A 19,085-nucleotide genomic window follows, 5' to 3' on the forward strand; every position below is an offset into this window, starting at 1 on the left:
CAATACCTTACGATAATATCTTATTACAACTTTCTAAATAAGTAAATAATAAGAAACTTATAGATTATCATAAGTTTTCTTTATGTTTCTAAATTTGAATAGTGTTCATGCTCCTTATGAATACTATTACCATAAAGTAAAGTGCTCTATTAGCGCTTTACTTACAGTTCATACATACTATGAACTGCTCATCATTCAACTTACAAAAAAAGTTATAGAGGTGAAATAAAATGGGTAAAAGAAAAGCAAATCATACTATTTCAGGAATGAATGCGGCATCTGCACAAGGACAAGGTGCTGGTTATAACGAAGAGTTTGCAAATGAAAACTTAACTCCTGCAGAACGACAAAATAATAAGAAACGCAAAAAGAACCAGTAACGAAAAATCCCAAAAGGAACATTCACCTTTTGGGATTTTTTCTAATGTTTATAACGTAACAATTCCGAAACCTTTACAAATCGATAGCCTTGCTTTTGAAGCTCCGGTAAAATTTTTGCTAGCGCTGCTACTGTTTGACTACGATCATTTCCTCCATCATGTAACAATACAATATCTCCGCTTTTAGCATTTTTCACTACATGATTTACAATGGATTCAACACCTGGATTTGCCCAATCACGTGGGTCTTGGTGCCATGACCATAGTACAGTTTGATACCCAGCTTCTTTCGCTGTTTTAAATACAGCATCGTTAATATATCCACCAGGTGGACGGAATAACAAAGGTTCTTTTACCCATTTTTCAAAATATTTCTTTCCATCTAAAATATCTTTTTTTAATTTTTCATCTGATGAACTATTCGCATATAAATGATTCATCGTATGATTTCCAATTTCATGTCCCTCTTTCAACACTTGTTTTACTAAATATGGATTTCGCTGAACTCGAAATCCGATCATAAAAAATGTTGCTTCCGCTTTATATTGACGTAATAAATGTAAAACTTGTGTTGTATAAGTTGGATCTGGTCCATCATCAAATGTAATGGCAATAACCTTTTCATTATTAGGTACTTCCCACGTTACATAGCCAGTTGGTTCTAGCTCTTTTCTGAGCAACATTTTCGCTTCCACTTTTTCCACTTGAAATATATGTACTGCGCATAGTAAAGAAAAAATTACTAAAAAAACTTTCTGTTTTAGCATAATATTCATTAAAGTAAGAGATTGTCGAATACCAACAATCTCATTTACTTTTCTAATTGATCTACATTTCGCATAATGTTTTGGAGATTACTTTCATATTGCTCAAGTTGTGGACGTTGTGTTTCTGAAGCTACCTCTAGTGCATTTTGAATTTGTTCATATGCTTCCTGAACCTCTTGGCGTAATTCTTTTAAATCATGACCGTAGTTTGGATCATTTTTCACAATGTTGTTAAATGCATTTTCTGCTTGTGTAACGCCTTGCTGCGCTGCTTGAAAAGCTTGTTGCTTATCTTTATGATATGGCATTATACAATCCCCTTTCCATAATAGTTAGTCCCACTTATCTTTACCTTTTTTTCTAAAAACATTCTCGTATAAATTTGCAAACTTCTCTCATTCTAAAAAGAAAGAGGAGGTGTCACAGACAATGAGCAAAAACAATCGTGAAGCGAAAGAAAAAAAAGGACAACCCGAACCATTAAGCGGATCTCATAAAGTAAAAAACCGTAACCATTCACGCCAAAAACATCATGCACATCATGATATGTAAAACACAAAATGCACACTAGCTACCTTTTCCACATACAATGTTTATATTTTTCCATTTATTCTTCACCCCTACTTCATTCATGCATAACATAGTATGAATTGAGATTTTACGGAGGGTGTCTTACATGGGCAAGAAAAAGAAGGATTGTCTTTTTCATGTTGATGGTTTCGAAGAATGGATGGATCAGTTTTGTTCTGATTCTTGTAGCAACTTTAGTTTCCCAAATCAAATTCATATTGACCTTTGTGAAACGGAACAAGAATACATTTTGGAAACAGATGTACCAAATGTAAAAGAACAAAATGTAGTCATTAAAAAGATGAAGACAGGCCTAAACATTTGCATACTTCATAAAAATATTTCTTTGCAGAGAATCATTCCTTTACCCGATAATATTATTTATAAAAAGATGCTAGCCTGCTTAGAGAATGGATATTTAGCCATTCATATTTCCAAAAATGAAGTTGCTCATAAACATGAGGAAAAAGTTCTTTTTCAAATTGAGAATTAAAATAAAGTAAAACTTTAACCAACAGGAGTTTTACTGCCCGTTAATAGCGGGATAAATACAAAAATAAGCCCCAGCAGGTGACTGGGGCTTATTTTATTTCGCATGTAATTCTATATTAGAATTTCCATCATATCTTTTTTTCAATAAACTTTTCGTAACTAACAGCACTGGAAACGCTACAGTTGAAAATATAGCTAGCGCTGAAAATACTACAAACCCATTTTGGTACCCGTAATAATCGAGAAGTACGCCCCCAAACCACGGACCAATTACTGCTCCAATTCCCGAAAAGCCCATCGCCCCGAAATATGTTCCTTTTAGATGCGCGACAGCAATATCATCAATAAATACATCCGTCATTGAAAACATTAAGACTTCTCCAATTGTAAAAATAATTGTGCAAATGGCAGCACCTAGCGTAGATTCTATTATTCCAAATCCAAACAATCCTCCGCTCACAAATAAAGTTCCAACCATAATGGATACTAACGGTGTATACTTTTTACATATTTGAATAACAGGGTATTGAATTACGACTACAACAATCGCATTTAAAGCTAACATATATGAAAATACTTTCACTCCATCCTGGAATATATGTGCATTTGCAAAATATTGAGATACCGTCGTCGTCAAATGTGAAAAACCACAATTACTCAAAATAATACCGACTAAAGCAACTAAAAATACTATATCTTTTCGCAATATACGCATTGCATTTAGCATTGTAACAGGTTTTTCTGTACTCACTTTCTTTTTTTCCATTGGATACTTCTTAAATTGGAACGCTAGTATAGCTGTATATAGAATATATACCCCAGCTGCTACTAAAAAAGGAATTGTTGATTTTGCACTTCCAATCTGTAGTCCAACAATTGGTCCAATTGCAACTCCAACATTTATTGCACCATATCGCAAGTTATAGACGAGTAACCGATACTCAGGCTTTGTTAAATCTGATAATAATGCTCTTGATGTTGGCTCAAAAAACGACCTACATAATCCATTTAAAGCGTTTAATAAAAAGAAACTTAAAACATGATCTGCAAGTGAAAAACCTATAAACACAAACATCCAAACAATCATGGACCAGAGCATAATCATTTTCCGGCCAAATCGATCTGATAAATTCCCTCCGATAAAACTAGCAAAAACACCAACAAGTGCACTCGTTCCAATAATAGCACCAGTCATTCCAGCTGATACACCTTTAACAGTCGTTAAATAAATCGCTAAAAAAGGGATACTCATTGACGTGGCGAACCTCGCAAATAAAGTCCCTATTATAATTGTCATTCCTAACGGATGAATATTTTGTAACTTCCCCTTCATCTTAAAAACCTACTCTCCCTGTTATCACATAAAAAAAGAAAGCAAAGGATCTGCTCTCTTTTCCCTTTTTATACTTGAGTTGTTGATACCCGAGCTGTTCTCGTTATATCCATATCTATGCCATATGTAAACTGTAATTCTTTACAAACATCTTTAATTAAAATTGCTACATTATACTTTTCATTAAATTGTAAAACGATGTTTTCTACTTCTTCATATGTATACTTATATTCTCCTGTAATAACACTTTTTAGATCAAAGCATTCATTTATACAAAGTTGCACAAGCAGCTGGTCATATTTCTCGATTACATCTTCTTTCTTCCACATTACCTCTTTTACATATAACCGATCAAACTTCACACTTTCTCGATTACAATCCGTTAAAATCCGGGTCATTTCATTTAATTCTCGATACAATTCAGAAATATTTTTGCTTAAACTAAGCAGTTTATCTACGCCATTTTCATATAACATATTCATTCCACCCCCGCATTTTCTTTTTCTTATTATAGCAAGAAAATTCTAAAAAAAGCTTCTTTCTTCTGAAATATTAGGAAACTAATTTCGATTGCTTTACAATGAAACTAGTGAACACGAAAGGGGAAAGAAAATTGGAGCAAAAATTATATTACACTGACGCTTATAAACAAGACTTTACTACAAAAGTTATAAAGCAAGATTATGATAAAGACGGTAACTTATACGTTGTTTTAAACGAAACGGCATTTTATCCGACAGGCGGCGGACAACCACATGACACTGGAACTTTAAATGGTATTGCTGTACTCGATGTTGAAGAAGTCGATGAAGAAATCCGCCACTTCATTACAGAACAATTACATACAGAAGAAGTAGAAGGTAAAATTAATTGGGAGCGTCGTTTTGATCATATGCAACAACATGCAGCTCAACACATTTTATCTGCTGCTTTTTGGGATCATTTTAACATACCTACGATTGGATTCCATCTTGGTAGAGAAACGGTAACAATTGATTTAGAAACAGAAAATCTGCATACAGAAACAGTTGAAAAAGCAGTACAAATTGCAAACAATATAGTTTTTGAAAACCATCCAATCCGTATAGAGTGGATGAACTTAGAAGAAGCGAAAACGTTACCCCTTCGTAAAGAACCGACTATGATTGAAAATATACGCGTTGTTATGATCGAAAACTTTGATTATAACGGCTGTGGCGGAACACACCCGAAACGTACTGGTGAAGTAGGTCCTATTCAAGTTCTTAGCTGGGAACGCAATAAAGGTGGCATACGACTAACGTTTATCGCTGGCTGGCGCACACTAAAACTTGTGGGGCAACAGCAACAAATTATGAAGGATGTTTCCAAACAATTAAACAGTAGCGAAAGTGATATTTCAGCAAAAGTAGCACAACTGCTTACTTCTCAAAAAGAAAACGAAAAAACAATACAAACAATGACTGAAAAATTATTATATGCAGAGGCAAACGAACTACTTCAACACCCTACCGAAATACATGCTGGCATACTTATTTCTAAAATGTTTACAAATCGTTCTATGCAAGAAGTCTCAAAGCTTTCTGCTATTATTACAGAACAACAAGAGCACGCCATTACATACTTTGTCATTGAAAATGATGACAAACTACAATGCATCCTTGCTTGCGGAAAAACAGTCACGCTCGATATGAATGCTCTGTTAAAAAAGGCACTTCCTACAATCGAAGGAAAAGGCGGCGGAAATAAAAAGAGTGCGCGCGGCGGCGGAAAAGCGGTTATGACTGGGGATGAGTTTTTAAATCAACTTGTTTCTTCTTTACAGTCAACAGTGTAAAACATGTTTATGAAGGATAGCTAACGGCTATCCTTCAACTATATTTACAGGCCTACATTTTGTTTCAAGCCTTGATAACTCCCTGCATTTGCAAACCCTTCATTTACCAATTTTATAAAAGTTTCCGAAAAACCATAATGACTTAATTCGTTAATCGGTACCATTTGCACATCATGAATTGGATTATGATCAAACTCATTAGAAGGTAGCGTAATTTCTCCCTCGATCCTTTCAAGCAGAAACGTAATATGTAATAAAGATGGCCTAACATCTGGTTTATCACAAACATAGAGTAGCTTCTTAATTTTAACTTCTAACCCTGTTTCTTCTCTCATTTCTCGAATCATCGCTACTTCTAACGTTTCACTATTCTCTACCCTTCCCCCAGGTAAAGACCAATTGCGATTAGCTACTTTTTGGTTTACTAGCAATAACTTTTCATCTTCAATTAAAATTCCAGTTACACGAACTTGCATTACATTTTCCATATATAATCTCCTCTTCCCGTTATATTTACAAATTAATCCTTCCACAAAAAGAACATACGTTTTATAATTAAAGAAAATTATGGAAGAAAGAAGTTGTTACATTCATGCGTCCACCTTTAACAAAGTTTATATCACTTGAAGATTTCCAAAACTATTATTGGTTAAAAGCAGAACTCCAAACATTTTGTCGTGAGCATGGTTTGCCAGCTAGTGGCTCTAAGATTGAAATAACCGAGCGTATCTCACATTATTTACATACTGGTAAAATATTAAAAAACAGCTCTGTTCAAAAGGTGAGTAAAGCTTCCCTCCCTTATAAAGACCTTTCTCTTCAAACAATTATTACTAACAATCACCGCTGTAGCGAAGGTGTTCGTGCTTTTTTCAAAGAAAAAATCGGAGCAAACTTCCGCTTTACAGTAGCTCTTCAAAAGTTTTTTAAAGAGAATGTTGGCAAAACATATGAAGACGCGATAACGTTTTGGTATGAAGAGAACGAACGAAAAAAAGATCCTACTTATAAAACAACTATCAGCCCGCAGTTTGAATACAATCGCTTTACTCGCGACTTTTTCGAAGATCCAAATAACAAAGGGAAAACAAAAGCTGATGTTATCGCTGCTTGGAATGAAATAAAAGCAAAACCTGGTAGCAATGCTTATGTTCCTCAAAAAGTAGAAAACTAGTTCCTTTCTAGTCTTCTACTTTCTCAAATAATAAAGCAAGCCCTATTCCGCCCCCAATTCCTAACGTCGTAATTCCATACTTCATATACTCTCTTTGCGCTTGATAAAACAAACGTGTTACAAGCATAGCCCCAGATGCACCGTACGGATGACCGAGCGCAATTGCACCACCATTTACATTTAATTTCTCGTACGGAATTTGTAACGTCTTTGCACAAGCAACAACTTTTGAAGCAAATGCTTCATTTATTTCAAAATAATCAATGTCCTCTACTTTCATATTCATTTCGTTTAGTAATTTGTTCACCGCAAATATTGGACCAGTCCCCGGAAGGTTGGGATCTACTCCAACTACAGCACTGCGAACAAAACGAAGAACAGGCTTGTATCCTAATTTTCGAGCTTGCCGCTCTTCCATTACAAGAACTGCACATGCCCCATCATTTACACCACATGAATTCCCTGCCGTTACTGTACCATTTTGTAAAAATGCAGGTTTTGTTCTTTTAATCATTCGTTCATAATTCATTTCTAGCTTTATAGATTCATCTAATAATCCATTAAAAGACATTATTTCATCATGTATATATCCTTTTTCTAACGCTTGCAGTGTTCGTTTATAACTGAGGCAAGCATACTCGTCTTGCATTTCTCTCGTAATGTTATAACGTTCTGCAACATATTCAGCCGCTACCCCCATACTAGGATCGCCAATTGTTTCCGGTGAGAATCGCGCTCTATTTTGAAAAGGTGACGTACTTGTACTCTCTACTCCTCCTGCAATATAACAATTACCTGCCCCGCCTTGAATGAAATGACATGCGGTGCGAATCGCTTCCAATCCGGCACCACATTGCCGATCAATTGTTACTCCCGGAATATGATAACCAAGTCCTGCTTCTAAAGCAGATAATCTCGCAATATTCCCTCCTGGTCCCACAACATTCCCTAATATAACATCGTCTATTTCTCTCTCAATCCCTTTACTTAAAAACGTAAGGAGTGGTGCTGCTAATTGCTGAACTTCATAATCTTTTAACATCCCATTCTCCTTGCCAATGGGTGTTCTTTTCGCCTCTACAATAACTGCCCTATTCATATATTTTCTCCCGTTTTTCAATCATACTTTTTGCTACCATACGAGCAATCTTTCCACTATTTGTATAAGGTATTTCATCTACAAAATGCCATTCTTTCGGTATTTTAAACGAGGATAATCGTTGTAAGCAAAAACTCTTTAATTGTTGCCTCGTAGCACTTCCTTTGACGATGGCGACAGGCTTTTCACCCCAATAACTATCATTCACACCAACTATAACTATTTCATCTACAGCCGGATGTTCATGTAATACACTTTCTATTTCTTCTGGAAAAATATTAATTCCTCCAAATAAAATCATATTCTTTTCTCTACCTACAATATATATAAAGCCTTCTTCATCTTCATAGCCTACATCTCGCACTGTCATCCAGCCATCTACATTCAATTCTGGAACTACAATCCCACTTAATATGTAACCCATAAAAAACTGATCACTTTTCACATAAACAGTTCCTACCTCACCTTTCTGTACTTCTTCACCTGCTCCATTACATATTCGAACTTGCACATTGTGACAAGGTTTCCCTACTGAATTTGGCCTTCTTTCACTCTCTTCATCAACTAATGCTGTTACAAAACTTAGTTCCGATGCACCGTAAAATTCATATTTTTGCGCATAAGGAAATATACTCTTTATTTTTTCTTTCGCCTCAGCTTCCCATTTCGCTCCTGACGAAATAATTTTCAATGTATTTTCTATTACTCTTTTTTCTTTATATAAAGATTCTAGCATTGTCGGAACTGTATACATGACCGAATTTTTTTCCGTTTCTAACTTATCCAACACTTGATTTGGAATAAACTTTCTCATAATATGCACCGTTTGTCCTATATATAATGCACTTATTGCCCCGTATAAAAAAAGAGAATGAACGAGCGTTCCAGCTATTAAAATAGAATCTTCCTTTTTCATATGAAAGTCATGTACATTACAATCAAAGCTATGAATCCACGATTGTTGTGCACGTAAAAATGCTTTTGCCTTTCCAGTCGATCCTGATGTAAACCCCATATAAAAAGGAGCATGTTGTACATTTTCTACAGGATAATATGCAGGCAGTTTGTTCTCTATCATTCTTTTCCACTCATCAATTTCTATTACTCTTCCTTCCTCTCCCGATATATCATTCAACTTATATCGTTCCGTCACAATCATATCCGGATTACTGATTACTAGTCTTTCCTTTAGCTCATCCTTTTTCCATTTTATATCTAATGGCACACAAACCCATCCGGCCATAGCAGCACCAGCAAATAGTTGTAAAAACTCGATACGATTTTCTAATACAATTGCTATCGTTTTATTCTTTGACTTTTTTTCATCCAACCAGCTTGCTACTTTACACACTGACTCAAACCACTCTTTATATGTTAAAACTCGATCATTTTCCTTTATTGCTATTTTATTCGGTTGTAAGGAAGCATGCTTTTTATATTCTTTTGTAATCCCCATATGAGACGTCCTTTCTCTTAAAAATAATAAAAAGAAACACGCAATGAGCGTGTTTCTTCTCTTTTTCATCCCGCATTTGTATATTTCCCACTCTTTAAAGCAGGCGTAATAATATGTTTCAATGAACGGTGTAATTTTGTTACAAGAACTGCTGCAATAATTGCTTTTATACAATCCCCTGGTAAGAACACAGCACTTACTTTCATCGTCTGCCATATAGAAATATCCATTACGAAAGCTTGTACAATAATACCAAATACATAAACTACGAAAATACCACCAATTATATTAATGCATAATACTTTTATTATAGAAACTTCACGTAAACGCTCAATTAAATAACCAATGACAAACGCTCCAGCAATATAACCAAGTAAATATCCTGCACTTGGCCCAACAAATACACTAAGACCACCGCGTCCACCAGCAAGTAATGGTGCTCCAACTCCTACTATAAGTAAGAAAACAAGTTGACTTAATGCACCAAGACGTGATCCTAACAGCCCACCAGCAAGCATAACACCAAGTGATTGTAATGTAATTGGAACTGGTGTAATAGAAAGAGCAATCGGAGGTATTAACCCTAACACTCCCATAATAGAACTAAATAAAGCGACGAAAACTAAGTTTTTTGTATTCATATTTGCTTCTCCCATTTGTAAACTGAAAATAATTTTCGGATAACATATTATAGAAGTTATATTATATTTCTATCTAGAATTTGTCAACTTATTTTCATAATAGGTTTACAAATATGAATTCCATTATTCCCCTTTACGCAAATGCTCAAGTTCTTTCCGAAGCGCTTGTTTTAAAAACTTCCCAACAGATGTTTTCGGTATTTCTTCCATAAATACAATATCGTCTGGCAACCACCACTTTGCAAACTGCGGTTTTAAAAACGCATATATTTCTTCTTTTGTTACTGTACTATTTTTCTTTTGAACAACGCAGGCAACTGGTCGCTCTTGCCACTGCGGATGAGGAACGGCAACGACAGCTGCTTCAAATATAGCATCATGTGCCATTAAAGCATTTTCAAGGTCCACTGAGGAAATCCATTCTCCCCCACTTTTAATAACATCTTTCGTACGGTCAACAATTTTCACGCAACCTTCCTCATCGACTGTGACAACATCTCCTGTATATAACCATCCATCACGAAAACCTTCGACAGTACGCTCATCGTTATAATAGCTTTCAGCGATCCATGGTGCTCGTAAACAAAGTTCTCCCATCTCTGTACCATCCCACTTCACTTCACCATTTGTACCGACTACTTTCATCTCTACACCAGGTACAAGATACCCTTGTTTTGATCGAATTTCTAATTGCTCTTCATACGATAATTCTGTTTCATAACTTTTTAAACGCGCAAGTGTTACGAGTGGGCTCGTTTCCGTCATACCATATGCATGGATGAAAGGAACATTATGTTTCTGTTCAAATGCTTTAATAACACTTTTCGGTGCAGCTGCACCACCACATAGTATTCTCGTCATACTAGATAAATCGTAACTATTATTTTCTAACTCTTGTAATACACCGAGCCAAATTGTCGGCACACCAGCAGCTAACGTCACTTTTTCAGATTGGATCATTTCTAATAAAATTTTTGGTGTAAACATCGGTCCTGGAAGAACTTGTTTTGATCCAAACCACGTAGCAGCGAAAGGAAGTCCCCAAGCATTCACATGGAACATCGGTACAATCGCCATTGCTGCATCACTTTCCGATAAAGCAGCTGTATCCGCTAAACCAAGTGCCATACAATGCAATACAGTACTACGATGCGTATATACAACACCTTTTGGATTTCCTGTAGTCGCCGACGTATAACACATACCAGCAGGTGTGTTTTCATCAATATCTTTTACAAATTGGAAATTTGGATCGCCTTCTTCTAATAGCTTTTCATAATGATATACAGGTTCTAGCGTAGTATTTGGAAGTTCATCTTTATCAGTCATAATAATGTAAGCTTGTACAGCTGATAGTTGTGATTGAATATTTTCAACGAGCGGTACGAGATCTTCATCTATAAGTAGAATGCGATCTTCTGCGTGCTGAATAATATATGAAATATGTTGAGGAGATAAACGAATATTAATTGTGTGCAAAACAGAAGCAATACCTGGAATAGCAAAATACGCTTCCACATGTCGATGATGATTCCACGCTAACGTTCCTATACGCTCGCCTTCCTTAATTCCTAACTTTTTTAACGCACTGGAAAGCCTTCTCGTCCTTTCACCTAACTGCTTATACGTTAACGTTGTAATTGTATCATGTGTCCGTGAAACAATTTCTTTCTTTGAAAACAATTTTTCTGCTCTTTCCATCATAGAACTAATTGTTAGCGGTACATTCATCATCATATTGGTTATATCCCCCTTTAAAGCGTTTTCATTTTTCGTTTATTATAACAGACTCTCGTAAATAATTACGACATTTTTCTGTATTTTCTGAATTATTTCTTTGGAAATAATTCAGAAAATACTAAGAGAAAATATACTAAAATTCCTTCTTACGATATATAAATACCGAAATAACAAAAGAAAAGATATATATGATAACGCCAAATATTGTATATAGAATTGAAACGTATACAGATAAATTTAAATTTGATATTGGAAATTGTCCTATTAAATAGCCAATTACACTTTGTAATCCAAAATAAATAACAAGTCCCCCACATGCGCCTCCAATTGTAATAGCATCAGATTTTTCTGCTCCAAAAATATAGAGGAGTGGATAGGCTATTGCTCCGGCATTAAGGATGATGAACGTCCCTAAAGAAACACTCTTAAATATATCATCATCAATTGGCGTATCTGAAACTGAAGCATGTACGTAAAATATGCTATACGATAATAAAGTACCAATAATTACAACTATAAAATAGAAAAGGTAGTGACTTTGCACAATGTTATTTCTAGTAACCGGTAAAGTAAGTACATATTTTTCATAACCCGACTTACTCTCATACTTAATAACTTCAAGTGCAGGAATTGCAGCAAATAAGATAATGAATGTAGCAATTAAACGGTACATTGAAGCATTACCAAAATAAAAAACAAATCCCGATCCTAATATCGCTATTCCCATGAACGTAAAGAAAGTTCGATACACTAGATAATAGTTTGTCAATAATAAACCTTTCATTTATTTTTCACTCCTTGTTAATAAAACACTTATTTCTTCTATCGAAATGGTTCTATGAGCAATCCCATTTGGTAGTTTATGCACATCTGATACAAGTACATTGAAATAAGAACCATTATTCCTTTTCACCACAACTATATCTTTGTTGATTAAAGTTAGTTGTTCCTCATCAACATCTACAATGGCATAATTGTCTAAAACCTTATCCTTTTCTTCATTCAATAAAATTTCTCCATCTTTTATCACAATAAGGTGACTAGCTATTTTTTCTACATCACTCATAATATGTGAAGAAAGTAATATACCACCATTACTTTTATTCACAAAACTTTTTAATTCCTCTAACACCTGCTCCCTAGATGAAGGATCAAGACCTCCCGTCGCTTCATCTAGAATTAATAATTTGGCATTATGTGATAATGCAACAGCTATAGATAGTTTCATCGACATTCCACGGGAAAACCTACCTACTTTTTCATAAGTAGGTAAAGAGAAAGAATGAACTAATCGGTAAAAATTTTCTCTATCCCAAGAGTCAAACATCTTTTCAAAAACCTTATTTAGTTGTTTTATTGTAAGATGAGCCGGGAGATTCATAGCATCAAATACGACTCCAATCTTCCCCTTATTCTTGGCATCTTTATTTATATTTTCTTTACCAAATATTTTGACTGTACCACTATCTTTAGAAATTAATTGTAGTACTGTTTTAAAAGTTGTTGATTTCCCTGCCCCATTGTCACCAATGAATCCAACAATTGATCCAGACGGCACATTGAAAGAAACATCTCTTAAAACAACTTTGTTTCCAAATGATTTACTTAAATTTTCAATTTCTAGAAGATTTGACATCATTACACTCCTATCTTAATTTTTCATAAAAGTATGTTTTTTCCTATTAAAAATTATCCACTTTTTCTCTCACTTTCTTTTTCAGTTTAAAAATAAGACGATTACTATATTCTTTATTTTCTACTAAAATTCGATACACCTCTAATACTCCTAACACACGAACAAAAAGATAGACTCCAATTGCAATAAGTACAACACAGTACGGATAATACTGTACTAATTCTCCTGAAGTGATATGCTTTTTCTCAAACAAAAACGGGATTGCGCCTGCAGCTATAAAACAAAATCCAATGATTATTACTGCTGCATACTTTTTCTTAATAATCGCATATCTGTTTGTCAATTCTTTTAGAAAGTTTTGATCAAATAGTAGTTCTTCCTTTTTCAATACATTGTATCGACTCTCTTCTATCGTTACAGGTACCATCATTGCTCCAATTCCAAGGACAGCAATGATAATGACAAGGAATGTCGACATTGTTGCATTTTCTTTAAATAATAAATACGGAATTGTAGACAAAATAAGTAAACTAAACCCTAACGCTATATATTTTGAAATCTTTTGCCCGTACACTATATACCCTTCTGCCATTTCCTGACTTACATAATAGCCATCCACATTTTCATTACTTTGCTCAGCAGTTTCTTTTAATAAATAGTCGAGTGATACTTCAAATACATTTCCAATCATTATTAACTTTTCAGTTTCAGGAAAACCTTGACCGTTTTCCCATTTACTCACGGCTTGCCTTGTTGTGTTTAATTTTTCAGCTAATGCTTCTTGAGAAAGGCCCTTTTCCTTTCTTAATTTAAAAAGCTTTTCACCAAATCCCATATGTGTGTCCCCCTTTGTTTTCTTACCTAAATTGTATGTAAACATTGCACTTATCTCTATCTTCCTGTGGTTGCACTTTGTCAACTTACGGTTGCGATTGTGTTATATAGCGGTTTTATATACGATTTAGCTATTTTTCTTCTAAGATTGTGGCGTTAATAAATCATTCTCCCTCAATAACCAATTATAACAATTAAAGGTAATTACTGTTATAAAAAAATAAAAACTCCCTTATTCATTTAAAGGAGTTTTCGATATGAAATATTCCAAGAAGGGCTAATTTTCTTTCTCATATTAATTCACAATTTCTTCTATACATTTTTGCATGTTGTGCAACGATTAATAAGCATCCCACACAGTATATGTTGTCATCTCTTTATATAAGGCGTATTCATATATATATAAAATATTACTCCTATTAATTTCTCTAATAAAACCACTTCTCAATAATCATAACGGCTTCTGCTTAAACTTTTCATAATGTCGTACTTTTAATAAAAGGACATTCCCGCAATCTGTACAAATATAAGCATCTACCGGTGAAGATGTGAACATCGTCTCCTTTTTCCGTATTTGTGCATAACCGACAAACTCACCTTCTCCTATATTTTGAGAACCACAATTAGAGCATGTCTGCACGTCTTTCTGTTTCATGAGAGCACCACCTTTAATCTGTTTCTACTCCCTTCGACAGTTCACTTCCATTTCCCTTCCAAAAAACCTCTTATTCTCTTACATTTCAACAGGAATCTCAGAATAAACATCGTATATGTACTATGAAATATATTTATTGACGGAGGAACTTTATGAGTACGATTATGACGTTTAATACAGCTCAAGAAATTGAAAACGCAGAAATACATATGCTCTCTTCTAGATTAACGCTATTACAAGCAATAAACGAAAATCCAATGCAAGTACAAATGAAAAAGTTCGGTAGTGCCACTGCTTTTTCATCAAAAGTAATTGCTGGTCCGGCTTTTAATACGGTAAAAGGTATTACATTTACAAATACAGATGAGTTAGATGAAATTATCTCTTATTATCAATCACTACAAATCCCTTGTCGTTTTGAAATTACACCCGCTCAAGGTACAGCTGAACTATTTCATTACTTATCTGAAAAAGGTTTTTATCAATCTAGCTTCCATACCGCTTTATATAGTATACCGAGAAAAGATCCATCCCTTCTTCCTTCTAACATTTCAGTACGCCAACTAAAAGAAAATGAATTTCATATTTTTGCAGACATATATGTGCGTGGATTTAACATGCCATCCTTTACAAAAGATGGTGTGCGCCAAAATAACGAAATTCTTTATAATAAACCAGGATGGCATTTTTTCATAGCTGAAGTTCAAAATACCCCTGCAGGCATTGGTGTTCTGTACATAAATAATGGGATTGCTTCATTAGCTGCTTCTGCTACTTTGCCAGAATTTCAGCGTAAAGGCTGTCATACTGCCTTAATTCAAAAACGAATTGAGACAGCTATTGAATCCAATTGTCATTTAATAGTCGGACAAGCAAAATTCGGTAGCAGCAGTCAAAATAATATGGAACGTGCCCATATGAAAATTGCTTATACAAAATCAATATGGACTGCAAAAGACATGTAATTAACATTCCTTCTCCTTCCATTACAATCTTATACATTCTATGACAATTCCTTTTCTATACCATTAATAATTTGAATATTCAAACTATATTTGTTAAGCTATTACTAGATACATCATTCAACTTGCAATATGAAAAGAGAACTCTAATCAAACTACAAGGAGGAGAAATGTATGACTAAACATGACCATGGTTTAAAAGAAAAAGTAGAAGGTGCTATTGATAAAGTAAAAGGCGAAGTAAAAGAAGTTGTCGGGAAAGTAACTGACAATAAAAAATTACAAGCTGAAGGAAAATGGGATAAAGTAAAAGGCACTGCTAAAGATACGGTTGGCAATGTGAAAGAAAAAGTACATGAATATAAAGAGCATAAATAATAAAAACACGTTAGATGTATTTTCATCTAACGTGTTTTACTTTATATACATAATGAACCACATAACATATGATATATTTTTATTTCTCTATACTTTTTGTAAGTGGCTCTTTAAAGGCATTTCTATTCCATACAACAAAAACAATAAGAGAAATAATAAAGAATACAACAAGACATATACCCAAATAATCAAAATTAACTACCTGTATGAGATTCCAAAACGGTCCCTGTAAATTATAGCTTTCAATAAGCAAAGATAATAGTTGATATCCCCCTATTAAAAAAGCCGTTATAACAGATATTAAGGTAATTAATACATTATACGAATTTCTTATTCGATTATTTTCCATTGCCCACTTATAATTCGTATTCATGAATGTACTATCTAATGTATCCATCAATGACATTCCTGCAGCAAATAAAATGGGGAAAGCAAATATACTTACAAGTGGAATAGATTGACTTGTTGCAGTTACTGTAGAAAGAGCAATTAATCCAATTTCACTTGCTGTATCAAAACCGAGCCCAAATAAAAAACCGATCATATACAATTGCTTCTGACTATTAATAAAACTAAATAAACGTTGTGCGAAACGATATATAAACCCTAAGTTTTCTGGTTGCTTATCTTCTTGGCTCCGTAACACTTTAATAAGATACAACAGATTGGTAAGACCGATAATAATAAGGAATGTGCTAGAAACGATTGTACCAATAATACCGCCTATAGTAGAAAAACTCTCCATTCCATGTTTTGCCGTTTTTCCAATTAAAGCAATTAATACAATCATCACAAATACTACTGTAGAGTGTCCTAATGAGAAGTAAAATCCCACCCCCTGTGAGTTTTTACCTTTTTCAATTAATTTCCGAACAGTATTATCAATTGCGACAATATGATCACTATCAAACGCATGACGCAATCCTAAAGAATATGCAATAATAGCCATTCCAATTATGCTATTACCTTTATACAGTGCTGGTAATAATAAGAGAATCCCAAGCACATGAAGAAATATAATAATAACAAAAAATTTAGTTGCCTTCTTCAGTTCACTTTTCCACATAGTTACTAGCCCTTTCTACTTTAAATTGAATACTTTTGAAAACGAAAAGTGCCATAATAAAAACTACGATCGTTATAATAGTCGCTAAAATAATTACAAAATTATTTAACACATCTGTATGATTTGTAAGTGTTAACAGAGCTGGTACTGTTGCAGTAATCCAAGATTCAACGAAGCATACAATTCCTACATAAATATGAATCTTCTTTTTCAACCCATCTTGCAGGAAAAATAAAAACCAAAGGAATGCCCAAAAGAACCAAATTATTGTACTTTGTAGGCCTCCACTCTCATGTAATTGATTCACTATTCCCATAACCGTTGCAATGATAGCAACCCAAAGAGAATAGTAACCTACACCTGAAGAATCAAGTTTTAGTATATTTGTAAGACCAACATATAAATAAGTAAAACCAAATAAAAAGATAGTTCCATTAGATAGGATAGTCCACTCATCGGATTGACTTCCTGTAAATAATAAATATAATGGTGTCAAAGTTTGTAGTGCCCCTACAAATAAATTAAAGTACCCTACACTTTTGCTATCAATGAGTTTAAAAGCTGCTAGTGAATTCATAAATAGAACTGCACCAACAAATAATAATCCCACATTAGTCATAGTATCCCCTTCTCCTACTTAATATTTTCGATAGGATGTTAATTCTTCATGCAGACAATTTTCTCTAACAAAACGATGACACTGAAAAAATATAGACTCCATATCCTCTGTATTATGACTAAGTATGCGTATGACAAAGCCTTTACATGTCGTAGAAGCTATTCCAATCTTCATATTGTTAGTGTTAGAAAACGATGTTTTTAATGCTGCAATTAAGTCATTTGTAACGTTCTCATTAATAACTATGAAAGTACCATAATGGGAATATTGATTTAATATTCCCATTTGATCTAATGACTCTTTAAAAGGGTTTAGCAATAAATGATCATATACTACAAGTTTATTTTCCATATATATTTTTGTTAGCGAATCAAAATATTGGTATGTGAACTTCTCCATATTCGGCGACCAGCCAGGCGTAACTGAATCACATAAAATCAATGTAGAATTATTTTGCATATATATATTTGTTTTTTGCTTATATGCTGCGTCCTTGTACATAATTAACGGGTCTGGTAGATATTCCATAGCAGCATTCTGACCAATATAAAAATTCAATTCTTGCAAAGCATAACTATTTGGAGTCTTGTAAACTTTCGTTGCGGATTGGCTTGTTATATATGTTTTCGCATCTTTACCAACATTTATATTTATAGAATAGAAATCTCCTTTTAAATAGCCTCCACCAGAATTCATAATATAGTAATATGCTCTACCATACTTGTCCAAATATATCGGCTGCGTTACTTTTAAGGCATCTTTATGATAAACCTTAATAGGTACGGTTTTATCTCTCTTTTCCATCACATCAATGTTTAAGACACCTGTAGGAGATTTCATTTTTTCAATCCTTCTAACATAATGTTTTGTCGCATCCAATTTATTAATTCTTGTAAACCTTCCTCATCCTTCAAATTTGTAAAAAAGTATGGTTTATTATGTCGGTAATGTTTTGTATCCTGCTCCATAACTCCAAGATCTGCCCCTACATAAGGTGCCAAATCCGTTTTATTAATTACAAATACATCAGATTTAATCATTCCTTGCCCACCTTTCCGTGGAATCTTTTCTCCCTGCGCCACATCAATAATATAAATTGAAAAATCCACTAGCTCCGGACTAAATGTGGCAGCTAAATTATCACCCCCACTTTCAATAAAAATAATATCTAAATTATTATGTCTAATCATGAGTTCTTCAATTGCTTCAAAATTCATAGAAGCGTCCTCTCGAATTGCTGTATGTGGACACCCTCCTGTCTCTACACCAATAATTCTATCTTCTGGTAAAACACCTGTTTTCAATAAAATCTTTGCATCTTCTTTCGTATAAATATCGTTTGTAATTGCTGCAATTTCATAATCTGTATTTAGATGTTTTGTTAACTTTTCAACTAACATTGTTTTCCCAGCACCTACCGGGCCACCGATACCAATTTTAATAGGCTTTATCATTTTATTTTTCCTC

24 protein-coding genes are annotated in these 19,085 nt (G+C 34.1%); 7 read left to right on the forward strand and 17 right to left on the reverse strand.

Annotated elements, in window-relative coordinates; translation table 11 throughout:
- The first annotated feature begins 230 nt into the window (after positions 1-230).
- Positions 231-380, forward strand: coding sequence for an acid-soluble spore protein SspO (sspO, locus tag RTP99_RS06960; RefSeq protein WP_000518052.1), 150 nt, complete (start codon positions 231-233; stop codon positions 378-380).
- 41 nt (positions 381-421) lie between these two features.
- On the opposite strand, the gene pdaB is transcribed toward sspO, so the two are convergent.
- Positions 422-1,147, reverse strand: coding sequence for a polysaccharide deacetylase family sporulation protein PdaB (pdaB, locus tag RTP99_RS06965; protein ID WP_116733340.1), 726 nt, complete (start codon positions 1,145-1,147; stop codon positions 422-424).
- Between the two features lie 44 nt (positions 1,148-1,191).
- Positions 1,192-1,455: a hypothetical protein gene (locus tag RTP99_RS06970; protein ID WP_001146297.1), complete on the reverse strand. Its 264-nt coding sequence runs from the start codon at positions 1,453-1,455 to the stop codon at positions 1,192-1,194.
- A 121-nt stretch (positions 1,456-1,576) separates the two neighbouring features.
- Between RTP99_RS06970 and RTP99_RS06975 the strand changes: the two genes are divergently transcribed.
- Both RTP99_RS06975 and RTP99_RS06980 read left to right on the forward strand, forming a co-directional pair.
- Complete coding sequence (locus RTP99_RS06975) at positions 1,577-1,699, forward strand: small acid-soluble spore protein P (protein WP_000042141.1); 123 nt, start codon at positions 1,577-1,579, stop codon at positions 1,697-1,699.
- 124 nt (positions 1,700-1,823) lie between these two features.
- The gene (locus RTP99_RS06980; protein ID WP_000516732.1) at positions 1,824-2,210 is read left to right on the forward strand and encodes an Hsp20/alpha crystallin family protein; all 387 of its coding nucleotides are present in this window, start codon (positions 1,824-1,826) and stop codon (positions 2,208-2,210) included.
- Positions 2,211-2,303: 93 nt separating this feature from the next.
- Here RTP99_RS06980 and RTP99_RS06985 read toward each other — a convergent pair whose 3' ends face one another.
- Positions 2,304-3,542: an MDR family MFS transporter gene (locus RTP99_RS06985; protein ID WP_000676820.1), complete on the reverse strand. Its 1,239-nt coding sequence runs from the start codon at positions 3,540-3,542 to the stop codon at positions 2,304-2,306.
- A 68-nt stretch (positions 3,543-3,610) separates the two neighbouring features.
- A complete protein-coding gene (locus RTP99_RS06990; RefSeq protein ID WP_000965146.1) occupies positions 3,611-4,018 on the reverse strand; it encodes a hypothetical protein in 408 nt (135 codons plus the stop codon).
- Positions 4,019-4,155: 137 nt separating this feature from the next.
- Here RTP99_RS06990 and RTP99_RS06995 point away from each other — a divergent pair, with 137 nt between their 5' ends.
- Entirely contained in the window at positions 4,156-5,358 is a 1,203-nt protein-coding gene (locus RTP99_RS06995; RefSeq protein ID WP_000435905.1) for a serine-tRNA(Ala) deacylase AlaX, read from the forward strand.
- A 44-nt stretch (positions 5,359-5,402) separates the two neighbouring features.
- On the opposite strand, the gene RTP99_RS07000 is transcribed toward RTP99_RS06995, so the two are convergent.
- Positions 5,403-5,846, reverse strand: coding sequence for an NUDIX hydrolase (locus RTP99_RS07000; protein WP_000432556.1), 444 nt, complete (start codon positions 5,844-5,846; stop codon positions 5,403-5,405).
- Between the two features lie 104 nt (positions 5,847-5,950).
- Between RTP99_RS07000 and RTP99_RS07005 the strand changes: the two genes are divergently transcribed.
- Positions 5,951-6,532, forward strand: coding sequence for a DUF6434 domain-containing protein (locus RTP99_RS07005; RefSeq protein ID WP_001247724.1), 582 nt, complete (start codon positions 5,951-5,953; stop codon positions 6,530-6,532).
- A 7-nt stretch (positions 6,533-6,539) separates the two neighbouring features.
- Here RTP99_RS07005 and RTP99_RS07010 read toward each other — a convergent pair whose 3' ends face one another.
- The 8 genes from RTP99_RS07010 to RTP99_RS07045 form a co-directional block, all read right to left on the reverse strand.
- The gene (locus tag RTP99_RS07010; protein ID WP_001077964.1) at positions 6,540-7,631 is read right to left on the reverse strand and encodes an acetyl-CoA C-acyltransferase; all 1,092 of its coding nucleotides are present in this window, start codon (positions 7,629-7,631) and stop codon (positions 6,540-6,542) included.
- Positions 7,624-9,087, reverse strand: coding sequence for an acyl-CoA synthetase (locus RTP99_RS07015; protein WP_000513147.1), 1,464 nt, complete (start codon positions 9,085-9,087; stop codon positions 7,624-7,626). Before RTP99_RS07015 ends, RTP99_RS07010 begins: the two co-directional genes overlap by 8 nt.
- Positions 9,088-9,152: 65 nt before the next feature.
- On the reverse strand, positions 9,153-9,728 hold the full coding sequence (locus RTP99_RS07020; protein ID WP_001093344.1) for a biotin transporter BioY: 576 nt from the start codon (positions 9,726-9,728) through the stop codon (positions 9,153-9,155).
- Positions 9,729-9,851: 123 nt separating this feature from the next.
- The gene (locus tag RTP99_RS07025) at positions 9,852-11,465 is read right to left on the reverse strand and encodes a long-chain fatty acid--CoA ligase (protein WP_000980170.1); all 1,614 of its coding nucleotides are present in this window, start codon (positions 11,463-11,465) and stop codon (positions 9,852-9,854) included.
- A 136-nt stretch (positions 11,466-11,601) separates the two neighbouring features.
- Complete coding sequence (locus RTP99_RS07030; RefSeq protein WP_000677371.1) at positions 11,602-12,252, reverse strand: ABC-2 transporter permease; 651 nt, start codon at positions 12,250-12,252, stop codon at positions 11,602-11,604.
- Entirely contained in the window at positions 12,253-13,104 is an 852-nt protein-coding gene (locus RTP99_RS07035; RefSeq protein WP_000067336.1) for an ABC transporter ATP-binding protein, read from the reverse strand. It abuts the gene before it with no gap.
- 46 nt (positions 13,105-13,150) lie between these two features.
- On the reverse strand, positions 13,151-13,939 hold the full coding sequence (locus RTP99_RS07040) for a helix-turn-helix domain-containing protein (protein ID WP_000505618.1): 789 nt from the start codon (positions 13,937-13,939) through the stop codon (positions 13,151-13,153).
- Positions 13,940-14,389: 450 nt separating this feature from the next.
- The gene (locus RTP99_RS07045; protein ID WP_000810212.1) at positions 14,390-14,593 is read right to left on the reverse strand and encodes a hypothetical protein; all 204 of its coding nucleotides are present in this window, start codon (positions 14,591-14,593) and stop codon (positions 14,390-14,392) included.
- Between the two features lie 152 nt (positions 14,594-14,745).
- Here RTP99_RS07045 and RTP99_RS07050 point away from each other — a divergent pair, with 152 nt between their 5' ends.
- The gene (locus tag RTP99_RS07050) at positions 14,746-15,558 is read left to right on the forward strand and encodes a GNAT family N-acetyltransferase (protein WP_000104260.1); all 813 of its coding nucleotides are present in this window, start codon (positions 14,746-14,748) and stop codon (positions 15,556-15,558) included.
- A gap of 171 nt (positions 15,559-15,729) precedes the next feature.
- Complete coding sequence (locus tag RTP99_RS07055; protein WP_000160408.1) at positions 15,730-15,933, forward strand: CsbD family protein; 204 nt, start codon at positions 15,730-15,732, stop codon at positions 15,931-15,933.
- A gap of 79 nt (positions 15,934-16,012) precedes the next feature.
- Here the strand turns inward: RTP99_RS07055 and RTP99_RS07060 are convergent, their stop codons facing one another.
- From RTP99_RS07060 to ureG, 4 genes are read right to left on the reverse strand one after another with little or no spacing between them, the layout of a single operon-like run.
- Entirely contained in the window at positions 16,013-16,999 is a 987-nt protein-coding gene (locus RTP99_RS07060; protein WP_000265975.1) for a HoxN/HupN/NixA family nickel/cobalt transporter, read from the reverse strand.
- Positions 16,986-17,618 (reverse strand): AmiS/UreI family transporter, encoded by a 633-nt coding sequence (locus RTP99_RS07065; RefSeq protein WP_000185992.1) that lies wholly within the window; start codon positions 17,616-17,618, stop codon positions 16,986-16,988. The genes RTP99_RS07060 and RTP99_RS07065 overlap by 14 nt, the downstream gene beginning before the upstream one ends.
- Positions 17,619-17,636: 18 nt before the next feature.
- Positions 17,637-18,458, reverse strand: coding sequence for an urease accessory protein UreD (locus RTP99_RS07070; protein ID WP_000841917.1), 822 nt, complete (start codon positions 18,456-18,458; stop codon positions 17,637-17,639).
- Entirely contained in the window at positions 18,455-19,072 is a 618-nt protein-coding gene (ureG, locus tag RTP99_RS07075) for an urease accessory protein UreG (protein ID WP_000594924.1), read from the reverse strand. The genes RTP99_RS07070 and ureG overlap by 4 nt, the downstream gene beginning before the upstream one ends.
- Positions 19,073-19,085: the final 13 nt, after the last annotated feature.

The sequence above is a fragment of the Bacillus sp. (in: firmicutes) genome (assembly GCF_031983925.1).
Lineage (GTDB): Bacteria > Bacillota > Bacilli > Bacillales > Bacillaceae_G > Bacillus_A > Bacillus_A pacificus.